The 23,958-nt window shown below is 62.2% G+C and carries 19 protein-coding genes; 6 read left to right on the top strand and 13 right to left on the bottom strand.

The window, feature by feature from the left end:
* Positions 1–36 precede the first annotated feature (36 nt).
* The 3 genes from BJQ17_RS26585 (at position 37) to BJQ17_RS26575 (ending at position 4,126) form a co-directional block, all read left to right on the top strand.
* Positions 37–2,727, top strand: a complete 2,691-nt coding sequence (locus BJQ17_RS26585) for a bifunctional diguanylate cyclase/phosphodiesterase (RefSeq protein WP_070096857.1) — start codon at positions 37–39, stop codon at positions 2,725–2,727.
* A 103-nt stretch (positions 2,728–2,830) separates the two neighbouring features.
* Positions 2,831–3,499, top strand: coding sequence for a peptide-methionine (S)-S-oxide reductase MsrA (gene msrA / locus BJQ17_RS26580; RefSeq protein WP_010951691.1), 669 nt, complete (start codon positions 2,831–2,833; stop codon positions 3,497–3,499).
* 3 nt (positions 3,500–3,502) lie between these two features.
* Positions 3,503–4,126 carry a glutathione S-transferase gene (locus BJQ17_RS26575; RefSeq protein WP_070096856.1) on the top strand — a complete coding sequence of 208 codons (624 nt, stop codon included), beginning with the start codon at positions 3,503–3,505 and terminating at the stop codon, positions 4,124–4,126.
* Between the two features lie 165 nt (positions 4,127–4,291).
* Here BJQ17_RS26575 and creD read toward each other — a convergent pair whose 3' ends face one another.
* From creD to BJQ17_RS26555, 4 genes are all read right to left on the bottom strand, one after another.
* On the bottom strand, positions 4,292–5,620 hold the full coding sequence (creD, locus tag BJQ17_RS26570) for a cell envelope integrity protein CreD (protein ID WP_070096855.1): 1,329 nt from the start codon (positions 5,618–5,620) through the stop codon (positions 4,292–4,294).
* A gap of 107 nt (positions 5,621–5,727) precedes the next feature.
* Positions 5,728–7,164, bottom strand: a complete 1,437-nt coding sequence (gene creC, locus BJQ17_RS26565) for a two-component system sensor histidine kinase CreC (RefSeq protein WP_070096854.1) — start codon at positions 7,162–7,164, stop codon at positions 5,728–5,730.
* Positions 7,164–7,844 carry a two-component system response regulator CreB gene (gene creB, locus BJQ17_RS26560; protein ID WP_011953261.1) on the bottom strand — a complete coding sequence of 227 codons (681 nt, stop codon included), beginning with the start codon at positions 7,842–7,844 and terminating at the stop codon, positions 7,164–7,166. Before creB ends, creC begins: the two co-directional genes overlap by 1 nt.
* A 147-nt stretch (positions 7,845–7,991) precedes the next feature.
* On the bottom strand, positions 7,992–8,492 hold the full coding sequence (locus BJQ17_RS26555; protein ID WP_014860930.1) for an ATP-dependent zinc protease: 501 nt from the start codon (positions 8,490–8,492) through the stop codon (positions 7,992–7,994).
* A gap of 181 nt (positions 8,493–8,673) precedes the next feature.
* Here BJQ17_RS26555 and BJQ17_RS26550 point away from each other — a divergent pair, with 181 nt between their 5' ends.
* On the top strand, positions 8,674–9,561 hold the full coding sequence (locus BJQ17_RS26550) for an acyltransferase (RefSeq protein ID WP_054888468.1): 888 nt from the start codon (positions 8,674–8,676) through the stop codon (positions 9,559–9,561).
* A gap of 85 nt (positions 9,562–9,646) precedes the next feature.
* Here the strand turns inward: BJQ17_RS26550 and BJQ17_RS26545 are convergent, their stop codons facing one another.
* A complete protein-coding gene (locus BJQ17_RS26545; RefSeq protein ID WP_070096853.1) occupies positions 9,647–10,222 on the bottom strand; it encodes a DUF2780 domain-containing protein in 576 nt (191 codons plus the stop codon).
* A gap of 164 nt (positions 10,223–10,386) precedes the next feature.
* On the opposite strand from BJQ17_RS26545, the gene BJQ17_RS26540 reads away from it, so the two are divergent.
* On the top strand, positions 10,387–11,367 hold the full coding sequence (locus tag BJQ17_RS26540) for an RHS repeat-associated core domain-containing protein (protein ID WP_232891522.1): 981 nt from the start codon (positions 10,387–10,389) through the stop codon (positions 11,365–11,367).
* Between the two features lie 195 nt (positions 11,368–11,562).
* On the opposite strand, the gene fdhA is transcribed toward BJQ17_RS26540, so the two are convergent.
* The 7 genes from fdhA to BJQ17_RS26505 form a co-directional block, all read right to left on the bottom strand.
* Complete coding sequence (gene fdhA, locus BJQ17_RS26535) at positions 11,563–12,762, bottom strand: formaldehyde dehydrogenase, glutathione-independent (RefSeq protein WP_003255673.1); 1,200 nt, start codon at positions 12,760–12,762, stop codon at positions 11,563–11,565.
* Positions 12,763–13,058: 296 nt separating this feature from the next.
* Complete coding sequence (purU, locus tag BJQ17_RS26530) at positions 13,059–13,916, bottom strand: formyltetrahydrofolate deformylase (RefSeq protein WP_003255675.1); 858 nt, start codon at positions 13,914–13,916, stop codon at positions 13,059–13,061.
* Between the two features lie 11 nt (positions 13,917–13,927).
* A complete protein-coding gene (locus BJQ17_RS26525) occupies positions 13,928–14,560 on the bottom strand; it encodes a sarcosine oxidase subunit gamma (RefSeq protein WP_003255677.1) in 633 nt (210 codons plus the stop codon).
* Between the two features lie 74 nt (positions 14,561–14,634).
* Positions 14,635–17,649 (bottom strand): sarcosine oxidase subunit alpha, encoded by a 3,015-nt coding sequence (locus BJQ17_RS26520; RefSeq protein WP_003255678.1) that lies wholly within the window; start codon positions 17,647–17,649, stop codon positions 14,635–14,637.
* Entirely contained in the window at positions 17,646–17,981 is a 336-nt protein-coding gene (locus BJQ17_RS26515; RefSeq protein WP_003255679.1) for a sarcosine oxidase subunit delta, read from the bottom strand. Before BJQ17_RS26515 ends, BJQ17_RS26520 begins: the two co-directional genes overlap by 4 nt.
* A gap of 14 nt (positions 17,982–17,995) precedes the next feature.
* On the bottom strand, positions 17,996–19,246 hold the full coding sequence (locus tag BJQ17_RS26510; RefSeq protein WP_003255680.1) for a sarcosine oxidase subunit beta family protein: 1,251 nt from the start codon (positions 19,244–19,246) through the stop codon (positions 17,996–17,998).
* Between the two features lie 15 nt (positions 19,247–19,261).
* Positions 19,262–20,515 (bottom strand): serine hydroxymethyltransferase, encoded by a 1,254-nt coding sequence (locus BJQ17_RS26505; RefSeq protein ID WP_003255681.1) that lies wholly within the window; start codon positions 20,513–20,515, stop codon positions 19,262–19,264.
* A gap of 338 nt (positions 20,516–20,853) precedes the next feature.
* On the opposite strand from BJQ17_RS26505, the gene BJQ17_RS26500 reads away from it, so the two are divergent.
* Entirely contained in the window at positions 20,854–21,894 is a 1,041-nt protein-coding gene (locus BJQ17_RS26500; protein ID WP_003255682.1) for a low specificity L-threonine aldolase, read from the top strand.
* A gap of 34 nt (positions 21,895–21,928) precedes the next feature.
* On the opposite strand, the gene mcpH is transcribed toward BJQ17_RS26500, so the two are convergent.
* A complete protein-coding gene (gene mcpH, locus BJQ17_RS26495) occupies positions 21,929–23,866 on the bottom strand; it encodes a methyl-accepting chemotaxis protein McpH (RefSeq protein WP_070096851.1) in 1,938 nt (645 codons plus the stop codon).
* Positions 23,867–23,958: the final 92 nt, after the last annotated feature.

The following is a 23,958-nucleotide window of genomic DNA, read 5'->3' as shown; positions in this document are numbered from 1 at the left end:
CCACAAGGCAGCGTTCCCTCTTCAAGCGAGTCTTCGATGAAAAGCCAACCCGATGCCGCCAGCCGTGTGGCGGCCGAGGTCGTGACACAGTTACCCGTGCCCTCGCGGCTCGGCATGCTGCGTTTCGAAAGGCTCAACGAAGCCACCTGGGCCATGCTCTACCTTGACCCAGCCTGTGAGCGCCAGTTCGGCCTGAAAACCGGCGAGTTGTGTGCCCTGATTGACGCGCCTTACGCCAGCCTGATGGAACCCGAAGCACGCTACCGGCTGCACGACGAAATCCAGTTGCAACTGGCCCAGCGCGGCTACTATCGCGTGCGCTACACCCTGCACACGCCGAGCACCTCGCTGCGCCTGCTGGAAGCGGGTGAAGCCTACAAGCAACACAACCGCCAGCTGTTGCGCGGCTACCTGAGCGTGCTCGACGACCAGCAGGAAGAGACCGGCGAACCCGGCGCCAGCGACCTGGAGTCACGCAACAACCGCCTGCAACTGGCCCTGCAGCTGAACCAGCGCACGCAGCAAGAACAACTGGAGCACCTGGAGCGGGTGCGCGGCCAGCAGGACCTTATCCTGCGCCTCGCCCGCCATCGCTACAGCGCGGGCAACTCGCTGCTCGAAGCGGCCCAGCTGATCACCCAAAGCGCCTGCGAAATCTACAAGGTCGACAGCGCCAGCATCTGGCACCTGGAAGACCAACGCCTGGAACCGATCATCGCCTGGTACCGCGACGCACAGGAGCACCGCCAGCCCGAAGCCATCGATGCCAGCCGCTTCCCCGACTACCTGGATGCACTGCACGCAAGCCGCGCCATCGACGCTCACAACGCCGGCCACGACCCGCGCACCCGCGCCCTGGCGCAAAGCATGCGCCCGGAAAACAAGGCCATGCTCGACGCCAGCATCCGTGTCGATGGCCAGGTGATTGGCGTGCTGTGCCTGGAGCAAACCGGCCAGCCACGGGCCTGGCAGTCGGACGAAATTGCCTTTGCCGGCGAGCTGGCCGACCAGTTCGCCCAAGTGATCACAAACCACAAACGACGGGCTGCGGCCAGCGCCCTGCACCTGTTCCAGCGTGCGGTCGAGCAGAGCGCCAGCGCCTTTCTGCTGGTGAACCGCGACGGCCGGGTGGAGTACGTCAACCCCAGCTTCACCGCCATCACCCAGTACAGTACCGACGAAGTGCAGGGCCGCCAGCTGGGCGAGCTACCGGCACTGGAGAACCTCAGCGAACTGCTGTTCGACTCGCCGTCGAGCCTGGCAATGGGCAACAGTTGGCAGGGCGAGTTCAAGAGCCGGCGCAAAAACCTGGAGCCGTACTGGGGCCAGTTGTCGATTTCCAAGGTGTACGGTGACAACCGTGAGCTGACCCACTACATCGGCATCTACGAAGACGTCACCCAGACCAAGCTGGCCCAGCAACGCATCGAACGCCTGGCTTACACCGACAACCTCACCAACCTGGGCAACCGCCCGGCGTTCATCCGCAGCCTGGACGAGCGCTTCGCCCGCGATGACGAAAGCTCGATGTGCCTGCTGCTGGTGGACATCGACAACTTCAAGCGCATCAACGACAGCCTAGGCCACCAGACCGGCGACAAGCTGTTGATCAGCCTGGCCAGGCGTTTGCGCAACAGCCTGCACAGCGGTGGCATCCTGGCGCGCTTTGCCAGTAACGAGTTCGCCGTGCTGCTCGACCACACCAGCCTTGAAGATGGCCAAGGCGTCGCCCAGCAGTTGCTGTGCACCCTCGACAAGCCGATGTTCGTCGACAACCAGCTGATCAACGTCACCGCCTCGGTAGGCCTGGCCTGTGCACCGTTGCACGGCGTCGACCCGGCCAGCCTGATGAAGAATGCCGGCCTTGCATTGCACAAGGCCAAGGCCAACGGTAAACACCAGGTACAGGTGTTTACCGAAGTGCTCAACGCCGAAGCCAGCTACAAGCTGTTCGTCGAGAACAACCTGCGCCGTGCCCTGACCCAGAATGAGCTGGACGTGTTCTACCAGCCCAAGCTGTGCCTGCGCAGCGGTCGCCTGCTGGGCCTGGAAGCGCTGCTGCGCTGGAACCACCCCGAACGCGGCATGATCCGCCCGGACCAGTTCATCAGCGTGGCCGAGGAAACCGGCCTGATCATCCCTATCGGCAAATGGGTAGTGCGCCAGGCGTGCTGCATGAGCCAGCAACTGCGCAAGGCCGGCCTGGGCAACCTGCATGTAGCCATCAACCTGTCGCCCAAACAGTTCTCCGACCCGGACCTGGTGGCGTCGATCAGCACCATCCTCAAGGAAGAAGCCCTGCCCCCGCACCTGCTGGAGCTGGAGTTGACCGAAGGCCTGCTGCTGGAAGCCAGCGAAGACACCCACCGCCAGCTGGACGAGCTGAAGGCCCTGGGCCTGACCTTGGCCATGGACGACTTTGGCACCGGTTATTCGTCGCTGAGCTACCTGAAGAAGTTTCCGATCGACATCCTCAAGATCGATCGCAGCTTCATCAACGAAATCCCCGACAACCAGGACGACATGGAAATCACCTCGGCGGTGGTGGCCATGGCCCACAACCTGAAGCTGAAGGTGGTGGCCGAAGGGATCGAGACGCCGGAGCAGCTGGCATTCCTACGCCGTCACCGCTGCGATGTGGGCCAGGGCTACCTGTTCGACCGGCCGATTCCCGGGCGCGAGCTGGCCGAACGGCTGAAGCGCTATCCGCGTGGCCCGGTGGCCTGACAGCTGCGTAATCCTCGGGCACTATAGAAGCCATTCGGGCCCTTTCGCGGGTTTACCCGCGAAGGCCCCAGCCCCCATCTCAATGACATACAGAGGAACGGCCATGGTCCTGCGTTCGGAAATCCTGGTGAACAAAAACGTCATGCCAACTGCGGAACAGGCCCTGCCTGGCCGCGACACGCCAATGAGCCTGCCCGAGTTCCACTACGTCTTCAAAGACACCCCGCTGCTCGGCCCGTTCTTCGAAGGCGCCATCGACTTCGCCATCTTCGGCCTGGGTTGCTTCTGGGGCGCGGAGCGCCGCTTCTGGCAGCGTGAAGGTGTGGTCAGCACCGTGGTCGGCTACGCCGGCGGCTTCACCCCGCACCCTACCTACGAAGAAGTCTGCTCGGGCCTGACCGGCCACACCGAAGTGGTGCTGGTGGTGTTCGACAAGGACAAGGTCAGCTACCGCGAACTGCTGGCAATGTTCTGGGAGCTGCACAACCCGACCCAAGGCATGCGCCAGGGCAACGACATCGGCACCCAGTACCGCTCGGCCATCTACTGCACCAGCCCGGAACAGCTGGAACAGGCCAAGGCCAGCCGCGACGCCTTCCAGGCCGAGCTGAGCAAGGCCGGCTTCGGCGAAATCACCACCGAAATCGACCAGGCACCGACCGTCTATTTCGCCGAGGCCTACCACCAGCAGTACCTGGCCAAGAACCCGGACGGCTACTGCGGCATCGGCGGCACCGGCGTGTGCCTGCCACCCAGCCTGCAAGGTAACTGAAGCATGAGCACGATGACCCTGTTCCACTCGCCGTTGTCGCCTTTCGTGCGCAAGGTCATGGTGGTGTTGCACGAGACCGGCCAGCTTGAGCGTGTGCAGCTGCAGCCGGTGAACATCAGCCCGGTGAGCGGCGACCCGCAGCTCAACCAGGACAACCCGATCGGCAAGATCCCGGCCCTGCGCCTGGAAGACGGCACCGTGCTGCACGACAGCCGGGTAATCTGCGAGTACCTCGACCTGCAGCACGTTGGCCTGCCGCTGCTGCCGCGTGAAGGTTCGGCGCGCTGGCGGCGCATGACCTTGGTATCACAGGCCGATGCGATCATGGATGCGGCGGTGTCGAGCCGGTATGAGAGCTTCCTGCGGCCAGAAGACAAGCGCTGGGATGGCTGGCTGCAGGCGCAGGGTGACAAGATCCGCCGTAGCCTGGCCAACCTGGAGCAGGAGCACTTGCCGGAGCTGATCTCCGGCTTCGACCTGGCGGCGATTGGTGTGGCCTGTGCGCTGGGCTATCTGGATTTGCGTCAGCCCGGGTTTGGCTGGCGCGAGCACCAGCCTGGGTTGGCGGCGTGGTATGCCGAGGTGGTCAAGCGGCCATCGATGGTCGCTACAGCGCCAGTGGCCTGAGGGCCCCTTCGCGGGTAAACCCGCTCCTACAAGGTTTTCCACAGTGTGCGCTATCTGTGGTGGGCTTGTGGGAGCGGGCGTGCCCGCGAAGGCCTCACCTCGGTATCACAGGAAACAACAGCCCGATCCTGAGCGCCAACCAGCGCCCGATCTCTCTATCCTCCCTCATGCCGCCCTCCCCACACGCGCCCAGTCCAGCCGCCGGGTCAGCACCATGAACACCCCAAGCAAGCCGAAACACAACAGCGACCCCATCAGCAGCGCATAGTCTTCGGCACTCAGCAGCCCGAAGAGCAGCGCGTACAACGCCGCCAAACCCGCAGCAAAACCCACCCCTCGCCCCAGGCTGCGCAACACATGGCTCAGGTAGAAGCCGATCAGCAGCACACAGGCTGAAGCCGACAGCCCATACGCCAGACCAAAGCCAATGTGCTCGGACAACGACAGCAGCAGCAGATAGAAGAACGCCAGCGCCACGCCCACCAGGATGTACTGCACGGGGTGCACGCTCAGGTTCTTCATTACCTCGAACAGGAAGAAGCCGGCAAAGGTCAGGGCAATGAACAACAACGCGTATTTGATTGCCCGCTCGCTTTTCAGGTACTGGTCCACCGGGTCTATAAAACTCACGCCAAAGCTGCGCTCGCTGAAATCCGTACACTGCCCGGCGTTAGCGCACTGGCGGATGGCATCCTCAAGGTTGGTGGCAAAGAACGAGGTTTGCCAATGGGCACTGAAGCCTTGAGCATCGATTTCGCGGCGGTTGGGCAAGTAGTTGCCGACGAAGCTCGGGTGCGGCCAGTTGGCGCGCATGCCCACACTGCTGGTACGGCCCACGGGGACCACGTGCAACTGGCCGGTACCTTGCAGCGCCAGGTCAAAGCCATAACTGAACGCTCGCGCCTGTAGCCCGTCCAGCCCCGGCAGGCTGGCATGCACGCCGCCGCGCATCCAGTCGAGCTGGGTGCCGGGCTCGAACGGCACTTTTTGATCGTCCATGCTCAGCTCCAGAGCACTTTCGATACCGCGGATATCACTGATGCCCACCACCAGGAACGGCGTGTCGAAGCGGTAGTCGTCAAAGTCCTTGTCGATGCCCCAATGCGCCGGGAGCTTGAAGCGGCCGCTGATACGGCCTTTGGTGTGAAACAACCGCGCCTGGTAGATGCCGCGGGCGCGCAGTTCGGTGTCCACACCCAGGTCGGCGTCGAAGGTTTCCGGCAGGAAGTACAGGTGGCCGGCGATGGTGCTGGTTTCCTGGGTACGCTCACCGTCCTTTTCGATCCAGCGGCGCTGGTACTTGCGGTACGGCACCACCAGCAGCGGGCCGCTGAGTTGCTGGTCGAAGCTGGTGCTCTGGGCAATATCGCGCAACACGCCGTCGCGCATGGCCTGGCGTTCGTCGATCAGGCCGTTGATCAGCAGTAGCGGGATGAGCAGCAGCAACATCAGCATGGCGATCATGCCGAGTTTGAAACCGAGGGTCTTGTTCATGTGGCCTCCTGTGGCATTGGGCGCAGTGTCTGCGCCTTGCATGGAGGCTTTGTGGAGCGCGTGTGTGATTTACGTGTATTTGGGGCTGCTGTGCAGCCCCGGCTGTCTCAGCTGATGCGCCGCACCGGCAGCCACAACCGCACCCGCACCCCGCCATCGACGTTGTCCACCGCCAAGGCTCCGCCATGCAGCTGCATCACCTCGGCCACGAAGTTCAGCCCCAGCCCGGTACTCTTGCGCCCGCTCCCGGGCCGCGGCAGCGAGTAGAACCGCTCGCTGACCCGCCCGATGGCGTAGGCCGGTATCGCTTGCCCCTGGTTGAACAAGCTCAACGCCACCCGTTCGCCATCGCGCTCCAGGTCGAACAGCAGCGTGCCACCTTCCGGAGTGAAGTCCAGTGCGTTGTCGAGCAGATTGGCCAACGCCTGGCGCATCAGAAACGGATCGCAGAGCAAGCGCAAAGTGGCAGGCACCCGCTGACGTACCTGCAAACGGGCGCCTTCGATACGCGCCGCATGGGCCAGCAGCAACTCATCGACCAATGCCGCCAGCGCCACCTGCTGCTCGTCCTCCAGCGCCTGCATCTGCTCGACCCTGGCCAGGTTGAGCAGCCGCTCGATCATCTGTTGCAACCGCTCGCTCTCGCGCTCGATATTGCCGGCAAAGCGTGCCCGCTGATCAGCGGGCATATCCTCGCCCTGCAACAGCTCGGAAGCACCACGGATGGCCGCCAGCGGGCTTTTCAGCTCGTGAGTCAGGGTGTGCACGTAGCGCTCGACATAGGCCTTGCCTTCCAGCTGGGTGCGCATGCGTTCCACTGCCTGTGCCAGGTTCGCCAGCTCGCCGCCCTTGTAATGCGGAAGCTCCGCACGTTCCCCTTCGCTGACCGCCTGCGCATAACCTGCCAACTTGCGCAGCGAGTGCGCAAGCCACCACGACAGAGCCGCGCCGATCAACAAGCCCAGGCCGATCAGCCCTAGCCCCAGGGTGAGCAGGCGCCGCTCGGAGCGGTCGATGTAGGGTTGCAATGAGCTATTGGGCTTGGCGACGGTGACAACGCCGATGATCTTGCCGTTGTCGATGATCGGCGCGCCAACGTGCATCACCGAGGTGCTTTCGTCGTTGGGGTCGCTGCGGGTGGAGCGGGCGCCATACTGGCCTCGCAGGGTCAGCAGCACGTCATTCCACTGCGAGTAATCCTTGCCCAGGGCCTCGCCACTGGAGTCCAGCAACACGATGCCCTTGGCGTCAGTGACATAGATGCGGTGGCTGACCTGGTTCTTGGCCAGCCCCCAGATCTGTGCGCCCGGGCTGCGCGAGCCGTAGGCCTCGAGCACCTCGGGCAGGCGGCCCTGGTTCAGGGTGCCAGCCTTGACGTCATCCCGCAGGATTTCTGCCAGCAGGTTGGCAGTGTCTACCAAGGTTTCTTCGGAGGATTGGCGCACTACCGGGCGAATCTGTTCGCGTACGGTATTGAGCAAGAAGTAACCGGCCAAGCCGACGAACAGGAAGTACACCAGAAAGATGCGAATGCCCAAGCGCATCAGGCGTGCTCCGGGCTATAGCTGTAACCGAGGCCGCGATGGGTCTGGATCGGCTCGGCGTCACCCGCTACCTGGCGCAGCTTGGCGCGCAGGCTCTTGATATGGCTGTCGATGGTGCGCTCGTAGCCCACGTCGGAGGCCACGCCCAAAGCGTCGAGCAGCTGTTCGCGGCTGAACACCCGCTGCGGTTGTTCGAGCAGGCATTGCAGCAAGCGGAACTCATGCCGGGTCAGCGTGAGCGGCTGGCTGCGGTAGGTGATCTGCATGCGCAAGGTGTCGAGGTGGAACAAGGTGGTTTCGCCGACAACCTCGGCCCTCGGGGCCATGCGTTTGAGGATCGCCCGAACGCGCGCTGCCACTTCACGAGGGCTGAATGGTTTTACCACGTAGTCGTCGGCACCGATTTCCAGGCCCACGACGCGGTCGATTTCACCGTCCCGCGCGCTGAGAAACATCACCGGCACCTCGGTGAACCGGCGCAGCTGGCGACAGGTTTCGAAGCCACTGATGTCGGGCAGGCCGATGTCGAGGATGACCAGGTCGGCCGGGCGCTGACGCTGCTGGTCGAGGGCGGCACTGCCCAGGGTTACCCACTCGGTGCTGTGACCGTCGGCCTGCAGGGCGTAGACCAGGGTGTCGGCGATGGCGGCTTCGTCTTCGACGATGAGGATATGAGGCATGGCGTCCGGCCTTGCGGTTTTGAAGGTTGGCACATTTCAGTGTAGGAGCGGGCTTGCCCGCGAACACCGGCGAAGCCGGTGCCTGACACCCCATTATGTGTGTTCGCGGGCAAGCCCGCTCCTACATTGTATAGCGCACGCTTCAGATCAGCAGCCTGGCTTGCCAGCAGTGAACTTCTTCGCCGGGTTGACCGCCGCCTTGAACTCGCGCAGCGCCTTGGAACCCACCAGCAGCGGGTAGTTGAAGTTGCTGCGGTCCACCAGATTCACCTCGACGGTGCGCTTCACATCCCCCAGGCACAACTCCAGGTCGACCACCGGGCGCTTGGAGATCTCTGGCGCATCCCCTTCGTCCTCTTCATCGGCACGGCCCTTGATCTTGCTGATGCGCGAGACCTTGTGCTCGTACACCTTGCCGTCCGATTCCTTGGTCGCCAGGCGGAAGCGCACCCACTCGTCCCCATCGCGGGTGAACAGCTCGATATCCTTGGCCGACAGCGACGCGGTGAAGGCGCCAGTGTCCATCTTGGCTTTCAGGGTTTCGCCCAGTTCAGGCAGGGCAATATTCTCGTAACGGCCGTAGATAGTGGGTTCGGCGGCCATCACCGGCAGCGCCAACAGCGACAACATGGCTAAAAGAGATTTCACAAGCAGGCTTCCTTGAGAGGGTCAATGCTTAGACTGCACTGGGCAGATAGGTTCGCTGTCACGAGCCTAACCAACATAATGTGAAACATTTGTCCCCGCCGTCGGGCATTGGACATTTGGCGTAGGCCACCGCCCTGCTTATCATTGCCAACCGTTTATCTCCCACAACAAGAGTCTCTTTATGCGTCACCTGCTGACCGGCATTCTCACTACCACCCTGCTGCTGCTCAACACCGTGGTGTTGATCTGCCCGCTGCTGGTCTTCGCCCTGCTCAAGCTGGTGCTGCCAGGCCGTGGGCGTGACTATGCCTCGTGGGCAGTGATGTGGGTGGCCGAAACCTGGTCGGAAATCGACAAAGCCATCTTCGCCCTGTGCATCCCTACTCAGTGGGACATCCGCGGTGTGGAAAACCTGCGCAAGGACACCTCGTACCTGGCCGTGAGCAACCACCAGACCTGGGTCGACATCCCGGCGCTGATCGAAAGCCTCAACCGCCGGACACCGTTCTTCAAGTTCTTCCTGAAAAAGGAGCTGATCTGGGTGCCGTTGCTTGGCCTGGCCTGGTGGGGGCTGGATTACCCGTTCATGAAGCGCTACAGCAAGGCGTTTCTGGAAAAGCACCCGGAGCTCAAGGGCAAGGACCTGGAAATCACCAAGGCGGCCTGCGAGCTGTTCAAGCGCCAGCCAGTGACCGTGGTCAACTACCTGGAAGGCACCCGGTTTACCGAAGCCAAGCGCCAGGAGCAGCAGTCGCCGTATCGCTACCTGCTCAAGCCCAAGGCGGGCGGTGTGGCGTTTGTGCTCGCCGCATTGGGCGAGCAGCTGGATGCCCTGCTGGACGTGACCATCGTGTACCCCGGCAACAAGGCGCCGGGGTTTTGGGACTTGCTCAATGGCAGCATCAGCCGGGTGATTATCGACATTCAGGTGCGTGAGCTGGACCCGGCGTTGTGGGCGGGGGATTACGAGAATGATCCCGAGTTTCGGCAAACGGTGCAGGCCTGGGTCAACCAGTTGTGGGTGGCCAAGGACCAGCGGATCGAGCAGCTACGGCAGGAAATGAGCTGATGTTTTTTAAGTGTCTGCCCGGGCCTCTTCGCGGGTACCCTGCGAAGAGGCCCGGGCAGACTGCGCAAGAATCCTCACCCGACCTTCAGACCGAGGGCTGAGCCAATGGCGCCGGTGTGGCCCACAAACTCCCCAGATTCTGCAACAACGCCCCGGCAATCCCCTGTTGCCCCAGGTACTGCAGCAGCAACGGCGCAAACTGCCCGATCATCCCGGTGTCCATGCCCAGCGCCTTGAACGCACTGTCCAGGTCGCTGCGGTTTTCCACGTTGTTGCCCAGCGCATTGCTCAAGGCCGACTGGCTTTCGCTGTTCTTGCCCAGCAAATCACTCAACCCACTTAACCCGCCCAGCGCATTTGCACCGGCCAGCAGGTCCAGCCCTGGCACCGCCTTGGTCAGTTGCCCATAGTCATCGCTGCTAAGGTTATTGCGCGCCAGCCCCAGCATGGCCCCTGCCCCGCCTACCGCCTGTTCGGGGGTGATGTTCAACTGGTTGCCCAGGGTATTGAGCAGATTGGCCTGCGCTTCGGGTGCCTGTACCTGGCCTTGCTGTTGCTGGTTCTGCATGGCGGACACGGCGTTGGCAGCGTCGCTGAGGTTGAAGGCGAACACCGGGCTTGCAGCCAGGGTCATCAGGGTTGCCAGGGTGAATGCTTTCATCGGGAGGGACCTCGTTGGCCGGGATGGCCGGGAAACGAGGGGTTTGACTCGTGGTTTGGGGTTTTGTTCCGACCGCTTACTACCTAGCAAAAATGCTAGTTGTACCATCCGGCAGCGGAGTGCAACGTAAACACTCAGTGCAAAGTCTGAGGCGGGATCAAATCATGGCTGAAAACGTAGACAGGAATAGTAAAAAAAATCGATCAACCACAATGCCGCCGGGAAAGGCGGCTAATCGAACCTCCATGTATTTTTACCAAACCGGTCAATTATCTAATGAGGTTTCCGCCCAAGGCAACTACAAGGCCCTGCGGGCTCTGGGATTACCAATTGCCCAAATGGAGCAGACACAACCGACTAAAATAGTACAGACCGACCGCTCTAATTCAATTATAGGTTTATCTCGAGACACCATAGCTTATTCGCCTTACGGCTATTCTGATGAACATGTCATGAAGTCGTTGCTCGCCTTCAACGGGCATCGGTGTGACCCGGTATCTATGCTGTACCCTCTGGGAAATGGATATAGGTTGTTTAGCCCCTCCCTGATGCGCTTCTGCAGTCAGGACACAATGAGCCCGTTCGGCAGGGGCGGATTAAATACTTATGCTTATTGCATGGCCGACCCTGTTAACAACACTGACCCTAGTGGGCATTTCTTAGTATCAATTTTTAAACGCAGTCCGATTTCAGCTTTCAAACACTACGCCAAAAAACTTGAGCTACTGAACAACAAAATAATCAAAGTCGAAAAAAGAATTTACCATTATGACGAGAAGCTCAGCCAGCTAAATGTCGATTTGAGACATTGGAAGATTGAAAGAAGGAGCAATAACCACCCTGATGAATACGGGAACCAGCCATCACATTACGTAGAATCCCTAAAAGCCAAGATAACGAACAACGAATTGAAGCGTAGCGCTGAGATAACCAAGTGGGATGATCTGACTGCTAAGCGCCAAACCAACATGGATAAGTTCATGCAGGCTCAAAATGCAGTCTCAGCCTCAGTCCCCGCCACAGACAACAGCCTACCCGGATACCAAGCAGATTCCTCGCCGCCAACTGATGAACTGGCGAGAGTTCGGCGAACCAATCAGACTCCAACCCCCCGCGATTTCATGTTCCTTGGAAGCGGTTTCTGAAATGTAATCCCAAGCCTCTTAAGCCACTGCGATCATCAGGGCTGCCTACTAGTCTCGGCCGGTTGCATCGAAGTCAGCGACCGGCCTTGACAGGTCGACCAGAGAATCTCGTGGCTTTAGCCTTCGATGGCCGTTCTACCGTAAGACGAGATGAAAAAACCCCTCGAAAGAGGGGTTTCATCTGACTCCAAGCGGTTATGCCGCGCCCCACATCTTGTGCGGGTCAATCACAAACTTCTTAGGCACACCCGCATCAAACTCGCCATACCCTTCCGGCGCCTGATCCAGGTTGATCACCTGCACACCCACCACTTCAGCAATGTTGATGCGGTCCCACATGATCGCCTGCATCAGCTGGCGGTTGTACTTCATGGTCGGGGTCTGGCCGGTGTGGAAGCTGTGCGATTTCGCCCAGCCCAGGCCGAAGCGGATGCTCAGCGCGCCGATCTTGGCAGCGGCATCCACTGCGCCTGGGTCTTCGGTTACATACAGGCCCGGGATACCGATGTTGCCGGCCACGCGGGTCACTTGCATCAGCGAGTTCAACACGGTGGCCGGGGCCTCGTGTTTGGCACCTTCGTGGCCATGGCCACGGGCCTCGAAGCCGACGGCGTCGACGGCGCAGTCCACTTCCGGCTCGCCGAGGATGTCGACGATCTGCTCGTGCAGCGGGGTGTCCTTGGACAGGTCGACCACTTCGAAGCCCTGCGACTTGGCATGGGCCAGGCGAGCCGGGTTCAGGTCACCGACGATCACGCAGGCGGCGCCCAGCAGGCGCGCCGAGGCAGCGGCGGCCAGGCCGACCGGGCCGGCACCGGCAACGTAGACAGTGCTGCCTGGGCCGACGCCAGCGGTTACGGCACCGTGGTAGCCGGTGGGCAGGATGTCGGACAGGCAGGTCAGGTCACGGATCTTTTCCATGGCCTTATCGCGCTCAGGCAGCTTCAGCAGGTTGAAGTCGGCGTACGGCACCAGCACGTATTCGGCCTGGCCACCGGTCCAGTCGCCCATGTCGACGTAGCCGTAGGCACCGCCGGCGCGGGCCGGGTTGACGGTGAGGCAGACACCGGTGTGCATCTCTTTGCAGGAGCGGCAGCGGCCGCAGGCGACGTTGAACGGGACCGATACCAGGTCGCCGATCTGCATGCGCTCGACATCGCGGCCCTTCTCGACGATTTCACCGGTGATTTCGTGACCCAGGACCAGGCCGACCTGGGCAGTGGTGCGGCCACGGACCATGTGCTGGTCAGAGCCGCAGATGTTGGTGGAGACCACCTTCAGGATGACGCCGTGTTCGATTTTCTTGCCGCGCGGGTCCTGCATTTTCGGGTAGTCGATCTTCTGTACTTCGACCTTGCCAGCGCCGAGATACACCACTCCACGATTGCCAGACATGCTCTTACCTCGCTTGATTTTTATTTATGCAGCGGTGGTTGAACGCGCCGCCATCCGTGGGCGGCATGTGTTTCTGGAATGAGGGAATTGTGGGCCGGATGGGGAGATCTGCACTGACTGGGAGCGACAGAGAGATGCCTTTTAGCGGCAGGAGTGTCGTTGGGGAATGTGGGCAAACAGAGCGGCGGCTTGTGCGGGCCTCTTCGCGGCTAACGCCGCGCCTACAGGGACCGCACCCATCCAAGGGCCAGTACCTGTAGGCGCGGCTTTAGCCGCGAAGAGGCCGGTACCGGTTATTACAGAACGACAGTCCGGTTGGCGTTCAGGAACACCCGCCGCTCGATGTGATACCCCACCGCCCGCGCCAGTGTCAGGCATTCGATATCCCGCCCTTTGGCAATCAGGTCTTCGGGATAGTGGCTGTGATCCACCACCTCGACACCCTGGGCAATGATCGGCCCTTCATCCAGGTCGTTGTTGATGTAGTGCGCCGTGGCACCGACCATTTTCACGCCCTTGTTGTAGGCCTGGTGATAAGGCTTGGCGCCTTTGAAACCCGGCAACAGCGAGTGGTGAATATTGATCGCCCAACCATCCAGACGGCGGCAAAGCTCGGGCGACAGTACCTGCATATAGCGGGCAAGAATAACCAGCTCAGCACCGGTCTCCTCGATCACCTGCAGCACCTTGCGCTCTTGCCCAGGCTTGTCCTTGGGGTCGAGGGCGAAGTGGTAATAAGGAATCTTGTGCCAATGCGCCAAGGGTTCGAGGTCAGGATGGTTCGACACCACGGCCACCACATCCATACCCAGTTGGCCAATGCGCTGGCGATACAGCAGGTCATTCAGGCAATGGTCAGCCTTGGACACCATGATCACCACCTTGGGGCGGTGGTTGGGTGCGGTCAGCTCGAAAGCCATGCCGAACGCTTCGCTGCGCTCTGCGAGGCCGGCCCGGAAGCCCGCCTCGTCGAAATCGTCCGGCTGACGGAACTCGACGCGAATGAAGAAGCGTCCCGACTGCCGGTCATCGAAGGAGTGGTGCTCCGTCACGTAGCAGCGCTGCTCGAAGAGGTAACGCGTCACCACGTCGACGGTGCCGAGCATGCTCGGGCAGTCGGCGGTGAGAATCCAGGTATCCGGTGCCCGACTCATGTTCTTGCTCCTTAGGCTTCGATGCTCAGGCCGTATTCGGCAGAAGCGTCCTGCAGCCACAGCCACCAGTAATCGGCGAAGCTGCGGCGAATTACCAGCTCCCAGGTGTCTTCTGCAGTGCGGCGGATCACCAGTTGCGACTTGGCGAACACGGTGCCCACGGCCTTGCCCACCGGGAAGTTGTTCGGGTGAACATCATAGCTGGTGGACTTCATCAGCACGTCGCGCACGTTCGGGCCGCGCAGTTCCAGCAGGCTTTGCCCGCCACTGACATTGACGACCTGAATGTGCTGGCCTTCAAGGGCCGCGCGCAGCTTTTGCTCCGCTGCCAGCTCCTGGCCGCCGGGTACGATCAGCAGCCACTCATCTGGGCCGACCCATTGCAGCGACATGTCCTTGTTGGCGACCACGGTCAGCGCCACGGGCAGCTCCAGGCCAAGGGCCTTGTGCACGCCAGCGGCGAATTCCGGGTTGTGGCCATCACCACGCAGGGTGAGGTGACCGAGGAACTTGCGTTCACGCAGGGTCACCCCTGCGTTCTTGCGGCCTTTGCCTACCAGGCTGGCCAGGTCGGCATGGTGCAGTGGCGACTGGGCTTTGGCCTCGGCGCCGGGGTTTTGCTGGAAGACGTTGATAGCGCTCATTTCTTACCTGCCTTGAATTCTTGTTCGTCAGGGCAGCGCAGCCGTGCAATCAGGCTGCGCCGCCATCCGGGGCCTTAGACGTTCTGCCGCTCACCCTTCGGATCGAAGAACACCGAAGACACGATTTCCGCCTCGATCACGCTGCCATCCGCCTGCGGCGAGTAGACACGCTCGCCCATGCGCTTGAGGCCGCCTTTGACCACACCCATGGCGAACGAGTAGCCCAGGGAGTTGGACGCGTAGCTGGAGGTGACGTGGCCGACCATGTCCATCGGGATCGGCTGTTTCGGGTCGAACACCAGTTGGGCGCCTTCCGGCAGCCACTTGGTCGGGTCGACCGGTTTCAGGCCCACCAGCTGCTTGCGGTTCTCACGTACGCAGTCTTCGCGGTTCATGCCACGCAGGCCGATCCACGAGAACGGCTTGTTGCGGCCAACGCACCAGCTCATGTTCAGGTCGTCCGGGTTCATCGAACCATCGGTGTCCTGGCCAACGATGATGAAGCCCTTCTCTGCACGCAGTACGTGCATGGTCTCGGTGCCGTACGGGGTCAGGTTGTACTTCTTGCCGGCCTCGATGATCTGTTCCAGCACGCCCATGGCGTAGTTGGCCTGCACGTTCACTTCGTACGACAGCTCGCCGGTGAACGAGATACGGAACACGCGGGCCGGCACGCCACCGACGTTGCCTTCCTTCCAGGTCATGAACGGGAAGGCTTCCTTGTCCATGTCGATGTCGGTCAGCTCGCTCAGCAGCTTGCGGCTGTTAGGGCCGGACAGGGTCATGGTGGCCCAGTGGTCAGTGACCGAAGTGAAGTACACCTTCAGCTCTGGCCATTCGGTCTGGTGATACAGCTCCATCCACTGCAACACGCGGGCAGCGCCGCCGGTGGTGGTGGTCATGATGAAGTGGTTGTCGCCGACGCAGGCGGTTACGCCGTCGTCGAAGACCATGCCGTCTTCCTTGCACATCAGGCCGTAGCGGGCCTTGCCCACGTCGAGCTTGGTCCAGGCGTTGGTGTAGATGCGGTTGAGGAATTCGCGCGCGTCCGGGCCCTGGATGTCGATCTTGCCCAGGGTCGAGGCGTCCAGCAGGCCCACGCTGTCGCGCACGGCCTTGCATTCACGCGTGACGGCAGCATGGATGTCTTCGCCGGCTTTCGGGAAGTACCACGGGCGCTTCCACTGGCCGACGTCTTCGAACTCGGCGCCGTTCTTCACGTGCCAGGCATGCAGGGCAGTGAAGCGCACAGGCTCGAACAGGTGACCACAGTGACGGCCCGCTACCGCGCCGAACGTCACCGGCGTGTAGTTGGGGCGGAACATGGTGGTACCCATTTCCGGGATGGTGATGCCGATCGAACGGGCGGCGATGGCCAGGCCGTTGATGTTGCCCAGTTTGCCCTGGTCGGTACCGAAGCCCAGCGCGGTGTAGCGCTTGACGTGCTCGACCGACTCGAAGCCTTCACGGGTGGCCAACTCGATACCGGCTGCGGTCACGTCGTTCTGCTGGTCGACGAACTGCTTCGGCCCCTTGGTGCCTTTGTCGTGCGGTACCAGGAACAGTGCCACGGTGGCCTCTTCCTTGCGCGCCACGGTTTTTGGCAGGGTGCCGACAGTGGCCTTGAAACCGGCCTCGGTGGCTGCGCGGACGCCGCCTTCGAAGCCATCGGCAATCACATCGCCCAAGGCATACACGCCGTTGATACCACCGACGCACTCACGCTTCTGCGGCGCATCGCCCGGCACGAAGCCAAGGATATCGTCACGCCATACCGGGCGACCGCCCAGGTGCGAAGCCAGGTGCACGATCGGGCTGTAACCGCCCGAGGACGCGATCAGGTCGCACTCAAGGACTTCGCCTGGGCTGGTGACTTTGTGTGCCTGCACATCAATCGCCGCCACACGGGCGCCGGTGACGTGCTTGCTGCCTTTGGCCTCGACCACGGCGCTGGAGGTGAGGATGCGAATGCCTTTGGCACGCGCTTCTTCAACCAGCGAGCCACGTGGGTTGTGGCGGGCGTCGGCGATGGCGACCACTTGCAGGCCTGCGTCGTGCCAGTCCAGCGCGGCGCGATAAGCGTGGTCGTTGTTGGTCGACAGTACCAACTTGCGACCCGGCGCCACGCCATAGCGGCGAACATAGGTGGAAACAGCACCGGCCAGCATGTTGCCCGGCACGTCGTTGTTGCCGTACACCAGCGGGCGCTCGTGGGCGCCGGCAGCCAGTACCACGCGCTTGGCGCGAACGCGGTGCACGCGGTGGCGAACCTGGCCGATCGGGGCGCGGTCGCCGAGGTGGTCGGTGAGGCGCTCGTGAATGGTCAGGAAGTTATGGTCGTGGTAGCCGTTGACCGTGGCACGTGGCAGCAGGGTCACTTCCGGCAGGCCTTCCAGCTCTTTGACCACGGCGTTGACCCACTCGGCAGCAGGCTTGCCGTCGAGGGTTTCGCGGGTGTCGAGCAGGCTGCCGCCGAACTCTTCCTGCTCGTCAGCCAGGATCACGCGGGCACCGCTGCGCGCAGCGGCCAGTGCAGCAGCCAGGCCAGCAGGGCCGGCGCCGACGATCAGCACGTCGCAGTGCCGGTTCATGTAGTCGTAGCTGTCTGGATCGTTCTGCAGCGGTGCACGGCCCAGGCCGGCGGCTTTACGGATGTACTTCTCGTAAGTCATCCAGAACGATTTGGGGTACATGAAGGTTTTGTAGTAGAAGCCCGGCGGCATCATGCTGCCGCCTACCTTGCCGAGGATGCCCATGACGTCGTTGTTGACGTTCGGCCAGCCGTTGGTGCTGGTGGCGACAAGGCCCGCGTACAGTGCCTGCTGGGTGGCGCGCACGTTGGGGATCTGGGTAGCTTCGCTGGAGCCGATCTGCAGGATGGCGTTCGGCTCTTCGGTACCGGCGGCGATGATGCCGCGTGGGCGCGAGTACTTGAAGCTGCGGCCAACGATGTCGACGCCGTTGGCCAGCAACGCGGCGGCCAGGCTGTCACCGGCATAACCCTGGTAGGTCTTGCCGTTGAAGGTGAAGTTCAGGACCTTGCTGCGGTCGATACGGCCGCCGCTGGCGAGGCGATAGGTCTGGCTCATACTTTTTCCCCTTGGCCTTTGACGGTCGACGTGGCGCTGGCGGCTTTGCCATTGGCGGTCACTTGCGGCTTCTCGCCAATCTTGTAGGTTTCCAGAATTTCGTAAGTCACGGTGTCACGGGTGACGTTGAAGTACTGGCGGCAGCCGGCAACGTGGTCCCACAGTTCATGGTGAATACCGCGTGGGTTGTCACGGTAGAACATGTAGGTACCCCACTCCTCGTCGGAGCAGGCGTTAGGGTCCAGCGGGCGGGCGATGTGTGCCTGGCCAGAGGCGTGGAACTCTTCTTCGGAGCGCAGCTCGCCGCAGTGGGGACAGAAAATATGCAACATGACGGTGTCTCCGGTTAGTGGGCGACGGCGGCGGCGCCGTGTTCGTCGATCAGTGCGCCGTTGTAGAAACGGTCCATGGAGAACGGCGCGGCCAGTGGGTGCATTTCGCCCTTGGCCAGGCTCGCGGCGAAGACGTTGCCCGAACCGGGGGTCGCCTTGAAGCCGCCAGTACCCCAACCGCAGTTGAAGAACATGTTCTTGACCGGGGTTTTGGTGATGATCGGGCAGGCGTCCGGCGAGGTGTCTACGATGCCGCCCCACTGGCGGTTCATGCGAACACGCGAAAGGTTGGGGAACATCTCGACGATGGCCTGCAGGGTGTGCTCGATCACCGGGTACGAACCGCGCTGGCCGTAGCCGACCCAGCCGTCGATACCGGCACCGATCACCAGGTCGCCTTTGTCGGACTGGCTGATGTAGCCGTGCACGGCGTTGGACATGATCACGCTGTCGATGATCGGCTTGATCGGCTCGGATACCAGCGCTTGCAGCGGGTGCGATTCCAGCGGCAGGCGGAAGCCGGCCAGCTTGGCCATGTGCCCGGAGTTACCGGCGGTGACCACGCCGACGCGCTTGGCGCCGATGAAGCCTTTGTTGGTTTCAACACCGATGACCGCGCCGTTTTCCTTGCGGAAGCCGATCACTTCGGTTTGCTGGATCAGGTCGACGCCCAGGGCGTCGGCAGCGCGGGCGAAGCCCCAGGCCACGGCATCGTGACGGGCAACGCCGCCACGGCGCTGTACGGTGGCGCCGAGGATCGGGTAGCGGGTGTTCTTCGAGCAGTCCAGGTACGGGATTTCGGCCGCAACCTGGGCGGTGTTCAGCAGCTCGCCATCCACGCCGTTGAGGCGGTTGGCGCTGACCCGACGCTCGGAGTCACGCATGTCCTGCAGGGTGTGGCACAGGTTGTAAACGCCGCGCTGGGAGAACATCACGTTGTAGTTCAGGTCCTGGGACAGGCCCTCCCACAGCTTCATGGCGTGCTCGTACAGGTGCGCCGACTCGTCCCACAGGTAGTTGGAACGCACGATGGTGGTGTTACGGGCGGTGTTGCCGCCGCCCAGGTAGCCCTTCTCGATCACGGCGACGTTGGTGATGCCGTGCTCTTTGGCCAGGTAGTAGGCCGTGGCCAGGCCATGACCGCCACCGCCGACAATGACCACGTCGTAAACCTTTTTAGGGGTTGGCGTGCGCCACATGCGCTGCCAGTTTTCGTGGTGGCTGAGGGAGTGCTTGAAAAGGCCGAAGCCCGAGTAACGTTGCATGGTGTGTGACTCCACTCAGCGGTAGACAGGGAAATCTGCGCACAGGGCCGCGACGTTCTTCGCCACATCGGCTTCGACGTCTGCGTCACCGAGGTTGTCGAGGATGTCGCAAATCCAGCCAGCCAGGGCCACGCACTGGGCGACCTTGAAGCCGCGGGTGGTGACGGCCGGGGTGCCGATACGCAGGCCCGACGTGACGAACGGCGACTGCGGGTCGTTCGGCACGGCGTTCTTGTTGACGGTGATATGCGCACGACCCAGGGCGGCGTCGGCGTCTTTGCCAGTCAGGCCCTGACGGATCAGGCTGACCAGGAACAGGTGGTTGTCGGTGCCACCGGAAACCACATCGTAGCCACGGTCGATGAACACCTGGGCCATGGCCTGGGCGTTTTCGATCACTTGCTGCTGGTAGGCCTTGAATCCAGGCTCCAGCGCTTCCTTGAAGCACACCGCCTTGGCAGCGATCACGTGCATCAGCGGGCCACCCTGGGCACCCGGGAATACAGCGGCGTTCAGCTTTTTCTCGATCTCTTCGTTCGACTTGGCCAGGATCAGGCCGCCACGCGGACCGCGCAGGGTCTTGTGGGTGGTGGTGGTGACCACATCGGCGAACGGGATCGGGTTCGGGTACAGGCCAGCGGCAACCAGGCCGGCAACGTGGGCCATGTCGACGAACAGCAGTGCGCCCACTTTGTCGGCGATGGCGCGGAAGCGTGGGAAGTCGAGGGTCTTGGAGTAGGCCGAGAAACCGGCAACGATCATTTTCGGCTTGTGCTCGACCGCCAGGCGCTCGACTTCGTCATAGTCGATCAGGCCGGTGTTGGTGTCGATGCCGTACTGGACAGCGTTGTACAGCTTGCCCGAGGACGACACTTTGGCGCCGTGGGTCAGGTGGCCACCGTGGGCCAGGCTCATGCCCAGGATGGTGTCACCGGCTTGCAGCAGGGCCAGGTAGACGGCGCCGTTGGCCGACGAGCCGGAGTGTGGCTGGACGTTTGCGTAGTCGGCACCGAACAGCTGCTTGGCGCGCTCGATGGCCAGGGCTTCTACCTTGTCTACGTGCTCGCAGCCACCGTAGTAACGCTTGCCAGGGTAGCCTTCAGCGTACTTGTTGGTCAGGCCGCTGCCTTGGGCCTGCATGACGCGCTTGCTGGTGTAGTTCTCCGAGGCGATCAGCTCGATGTGATCTTCCTGGCGCTGTTCTTCGGCATTCATCGCCGCCAGCAGTGCATCGTCGTAACCCTGGATCTGGTCTTGCTTGCTGAACATTGTGTATCTCCCGGCAGCGATCGTTTTTTGTCGTGGGGCACTGTGGCCCTTTGTGGCGATGTTATGACTGGCGGGGCCGGGTCAGATGCCTGCGCACGCCTTGCAATGGCGCGTTTACGACATTCGCTGTTGTGCTGTTTGTGCTGGCCCTTTCGCGGGTGAACCCGCTCCTACAGGTACGGCGGCGCTCTGAAGGCTTACGACGCCCTGTGGGAGCGGGTTCACCCGCGAAAGGGCCAGCCCGGACAACACAGAAATCAGCCGATGCACGGGTTGTATAGGCAAGTGCTGAATCGATGGTTTAGAGTGCTGATCTGCGTCGTTCACAGGACCGTGCCATGACAGACAAGAGCCAACAATTCGCCAGCGACAACTATTCCGGCATCTGCCCCGAAGCCTGGGCGGCGATGGAAAAAGCCAACCACGGCCACGACCGCGCCTACGGCGACGACCAGTGGACCGAGCGTGCATCGGAGTACTTCCGCAAGCTGTTCGAAACCGACTGCGAAGTGTTCTTCGCTTTCAACGGCACCGCTGCCAACTCCCTGGCCCTGGCGTCGCTGTGCCAGAGCTATCACAGCGTGATCTGCTCCGAGACCGCCCACGTCGAAACCGACGAATGCGGTGCGCCGGAGTTTTTCTCCAACGGCTCCAAGCTGCTGACAGCGGCCAGCGTCAACGGCAAGCTGACGCCACAGTCTATTCGTGAAGTGGCGCTCAAACGCCAGGATATCCACTACCCCAAGCCGCGCGTGGTGACCATTACCCAGGCCACCGAAGTCGGCACGGTGTACCGCCCCGACGAGCTGAAGGCGATCAGCGCCACCTGCAAGGAGCTGGGCCTGAACCTGCACATGGACGGCGCACGCTTTACCAACGCCTGTGCTTTCCTGGGCTGCAGCCCGGCCGAACTGACCTGGAAGGCCGGTGTGGATGTGCTGTGCTTTGGCGGCACCAAGAACGGTATGGCGGTGGGCGAGGCGATTCTGTTCTTCAACCGCCAGCTGGCCGAAGACTTCGATTATCGCTGCAAGCAGGCCGGGCAACTGGCGTCGAAAATGCGCTTCTTGTCGGCGCCATGGGTCGGGCTGCTGGAAGGTGGTGCCTGGTTACGCCATGGCAACCACGCCAATCATTGCGCGCAGCTGCTGGCATCGTTGGTCAGTGACCTGCCGGGGGTAGAGCTGATGTTCCCGGTGGAGGCCAACGGGGTGTTCCTGCAGATGCCGGAGCACGCCATCGAGGCGCTGCGGGGCAAGGGCTGGCGCTTCTATACCTTTATCGGCAGCGGTGGCGCGCGCTTCATGTGCTCGTGGGATACCGAAGAAGCGCGGGTGCGTGAGCTGGCAGCGGATATCCGCGCGATCATTGGTGGCTGAGCGAGAGCCGGGGCCGCCTTGCGGCCCCCGCGATCTAAAGCCTGAACCCACCCATCTGCCGCGCCAGGTCATCAGCCAACCCACGCAACGCCTGGCACTCATCGCGGCACCCTTGCACCTCCGCCGCTGTCTCACGCGCCAAATCGGAAATCCCCTGCACCGTCCGGTTGATTTCCTCGGTCACCGCCGACTGCTCCTCGGTAGCCGTGGCCACCTGGTGGTTCATGTCACTGATGTGCTCTACCTGGTCGGTAATCGCGCTCAGCGATGCCCCGGTGCGCTGGCTCGATTCCACGCCACTGCCGGTCGCCTGCTGCCCTGCCTGCATTGAACTCACCGCCGAACCTGCACCCAGCTTCAGGCGCTGGATCATCTGCTGCACTTCATCGGTGGACAGCTGTGTGCGCCTGGCCAGCGTACGTACTTCATCGGCCACCACAGCGAACCCGCGCCCCATCTCCCCTGCCCGCGCGGCCTCGATGGCAGCGTTCAACGCGAGCAGGTTGGTCTGCTCTGAAATGCTGCGGATTACCGCGAGCACTTCATCGACCGAGGCGACTTCGTCGGCCAGCTGGCTGACCGCATCGGCCGCCTTGCCGATGTCGCCCGACATGCCCTCGATGCCACGAATGGATCGTTGCACCACCTCGCGGGCCTGCAACGCCTCGTCTCGTGCCGACTGCGACGCCTGGGCCGCATCGCCGGCATTGCGGGCGATGTCCTGCACGGTCAGGCCCATCTCGTGTACAGCAGTGGCGACCATCTCGGTCATCTCCTGCTGGCGCCCGGAGCGCTCAGCGGTATTGTCCACCACCTGGGTTACCTGCTCCACGGCCCGCCGCAGCCGCTCGGAGGTACTCAACACCTCGCCGATCAGGCTGCGTTGGCTGTCCAGGAAGCGGTTGAAACCACGGGCCAGGTCACCCAGCTCATCCTGACGCGAATCGTCCAGCCGATGGTTGAGATCACCCGCTCCCCCGCCAATCTGAACCAATGCGGCGGTAACGCGGCGGATCGGCCGCACCAGGCCACGCGCCAGCAGTACCACCAACAGCAGCGACACCAACGCGACGGCGCCACCGATCAGGCTGGTCAGCCAGACGGCCTGATGCATTTGCGCGTAAATTTCCGACTCTGGCACTTCGGCCACAAGGGTCCAGTTGAGGTCGCGCAGCGGCAGGCCCAGCGCCAGGTAGCGCTCACCGTCACGGCTGAAGCGGCTGCTACGCAGGCTCTCGCCTCCGTTCATGACGCCTTTGGCTGCGTCCGCGCCAAGCTGTTCGGCAAGCTGGCGCTTGCCACTGAAGGCAGCATCGGGATGCACCTGGATCAGGCCATCGTTGCGCACCAGGAACACCTTGCCGTGCTCGCCAAAGCTGAAGTCGTGGATCAGCTTCGATAATTCGGTCATGCGCAAGCCCATGCCGGCCACACCCACCAGCTTGCCTTCCTTTTCCACGCGATAGTCGATGAACAGAGCCAGTTCGCCGGTGGCACCATCGATGTCGATGTTGATGAAACGCTCGGCGCCGCTGTCGATGTAACCGTAAAACCACTTGTCCTTGGGGTTGCTGCGGCTGAGGGTGCGGTCCAGGCCGTTCTCGTTGTAGTAGTGGCCGGTTTCAGTCGAGGCGAACAGCGTAGTAAAGGCGTGGTTGCGCTGTTTGGCGGCGGTCAGGTATTCGATGAATTGGGGCGCCTGCGCGGGATCTTCACCGGCAGCAAGCCAGTCGCGCAGCAGGGTGTTACCGGCAATGTCCGCGGCAGCGACCAACGGTTGGCCCAGCATGCGCTCGATGTCGTTGCGGATGGCTTCGATGCTGGCTGGCAGGGCAGTGTCGACCAGGTAGCGGTCGGTGAGGCGGTTGAGCGCCACGGTGAAGATAATGACCACCACCAGGATGCTCGCCAGCAAGGCAGCGCCCATGCTGGTGATCAATTGCAACTGGATGCTCTTACGCCAGATACGCATGCCCCTACTCCCCCGCACATTATTGTTTTGCGGAAAGTGTATACACTTGCGTATCCAGTTAATCCAGTGATCTGAAGCAATCAGATGCACCC

The sequence above is a fragment of the Pseudomonas sp. NBRC 111139 genome (genome assembly GCF_001753955.1).
Lineage (GTDB): Bacteria > Pseudomonadota > Gammaproteobacteria > Pseudomonadales > Pseudomonadaceae > Aquipseudomonas > Aquipseudomonas alloputida.
This window is presented reverse-complemented; position numbering and strand designations above follow the sequence as displayed.

Bases quoted from the DNA above. Each gene is read 5' to 3' on its own strand.
- BJQ17_RS26585 (WP_070096857.1), top strand. From the start codon at position 37: ATGAAAAGCCAACCCGATGCCGCCAGCCGTGTGGCGGCCGAGGTCGTG.
- msrA (WP_010951691.1), top strand. From the start codon at position 2,831: ATGGTCCTGCGTTCGGAAATCCTGGTGAACAAAAACGTCATGCCAACT.
- BJQ17_RS26575 (WP_070096856.1), top strand. From the start codon at position 3,503: ATGAGCACGATGACCCTGTTCCACTCGCCGTTGTCGCCTTTCGTGCGC.
- creD (WP_070096855.1), bottom strand. From the start codon at position 5,620: ATGAACAAGACCCTCGGTTTCAAACTCGGCATGATCGCCATGCTGATG.
- creC (WP_070096854.1), bottom strand. From the start codon at position 7,164: ATGCGCTTGGGCATTCGCATCTTTCTGGTGTACTTCCTGTTCGTCGGC.
- creB (WP_011953261.1), bottom strand. From the start codon at position 7,844: ATGCCTCATATCCTCATCGTCGAAGACGAAGCCGCCATCGCCGACACC.
- BJQ17_RS26550 (WP_054888468.1), top strand. From the start codon at position 8,674: ATGCGTCACCTGCTGACCGGCATTCTCACTACCACCCTGCTGCTGCTC.
- BJQ17_RS26545 (WP_070096853.1), bottom strand. From the start codon at position 10,222: ATGAAAGCATTCACCCTGGCAACCCTGATGACCCTGGCTGCAAGCCCG.
- BJQ17_RS26540 (WP_232891522.1), top strand. From the start codon at position 10,387: ATGGCTGAAAACGTAGACAGGAATAGTAAAAAAAATCGATCAACCACA.
- fdhA (WP_003255673.1), bottom strand. From the start codon at position 12,762: ATGTCTGGCAATCGTGGAGTGGTGTATCTCGGCGCTGGCAAGGTCGAA.
- purU (WP_003255675.1), bottom strand. From the start codon at position 13,916: ATGAGTCGGGCACCGGATACCTGGATTCTCACCGCCGACTGCCCGAGC.
- BJQ17_RS26525 (WP_003255677.1), bottom strand. From the start codon at position 14,560: ATGAGCGCTATCAACGTCTTCCAGCAAAACCCCGGCGCCGAGGCCAAA.
- BJQ17_RS26520 (WP_003255678.1), bottom strand. From the start codon at position 17,649: ATGAGCCAGACCTATCGCCTCGCCAGCGGCGGCCGTATCGACCGCAGC.
- BJQ17_RS26515 (WP_003255679.1), bottom strand. From the start codon at position 17,981: ATGTTGCATATTTTCTGTCCCCACTGCGGCGAGCTGCGCTCCGAAGAA.
- BJQ17_RS26510 (WP_003255680.1), bottom strand. From the start codon at position 19,246: ATGCAACGTTACTCGGGCTTCGGCCTTTTCAAGCACTCCCTCAGCCAC.
- BJQ17_RS26505 (WP_003255681.1), bottom strand. From the start codon at position 20,515: ATGTTCAGCAAGCAAGACCAGATCCAGGGTTACGACGATGCACTGCTG.
- BJQ17_RS26500 (WP_003255682.1), top strand. From the start codon at position 20,854: ATGACAGACAAGAGCCAACAATTCGCCAGCGACAACTATTCCGGCATC.
- mcpH (WP_070096851.1), bottom strand. From the start codon at position 23,866: ATGCGTATCTGGCGTAAGAGCATCCAGTTGCAATTGATCACCAGCATG.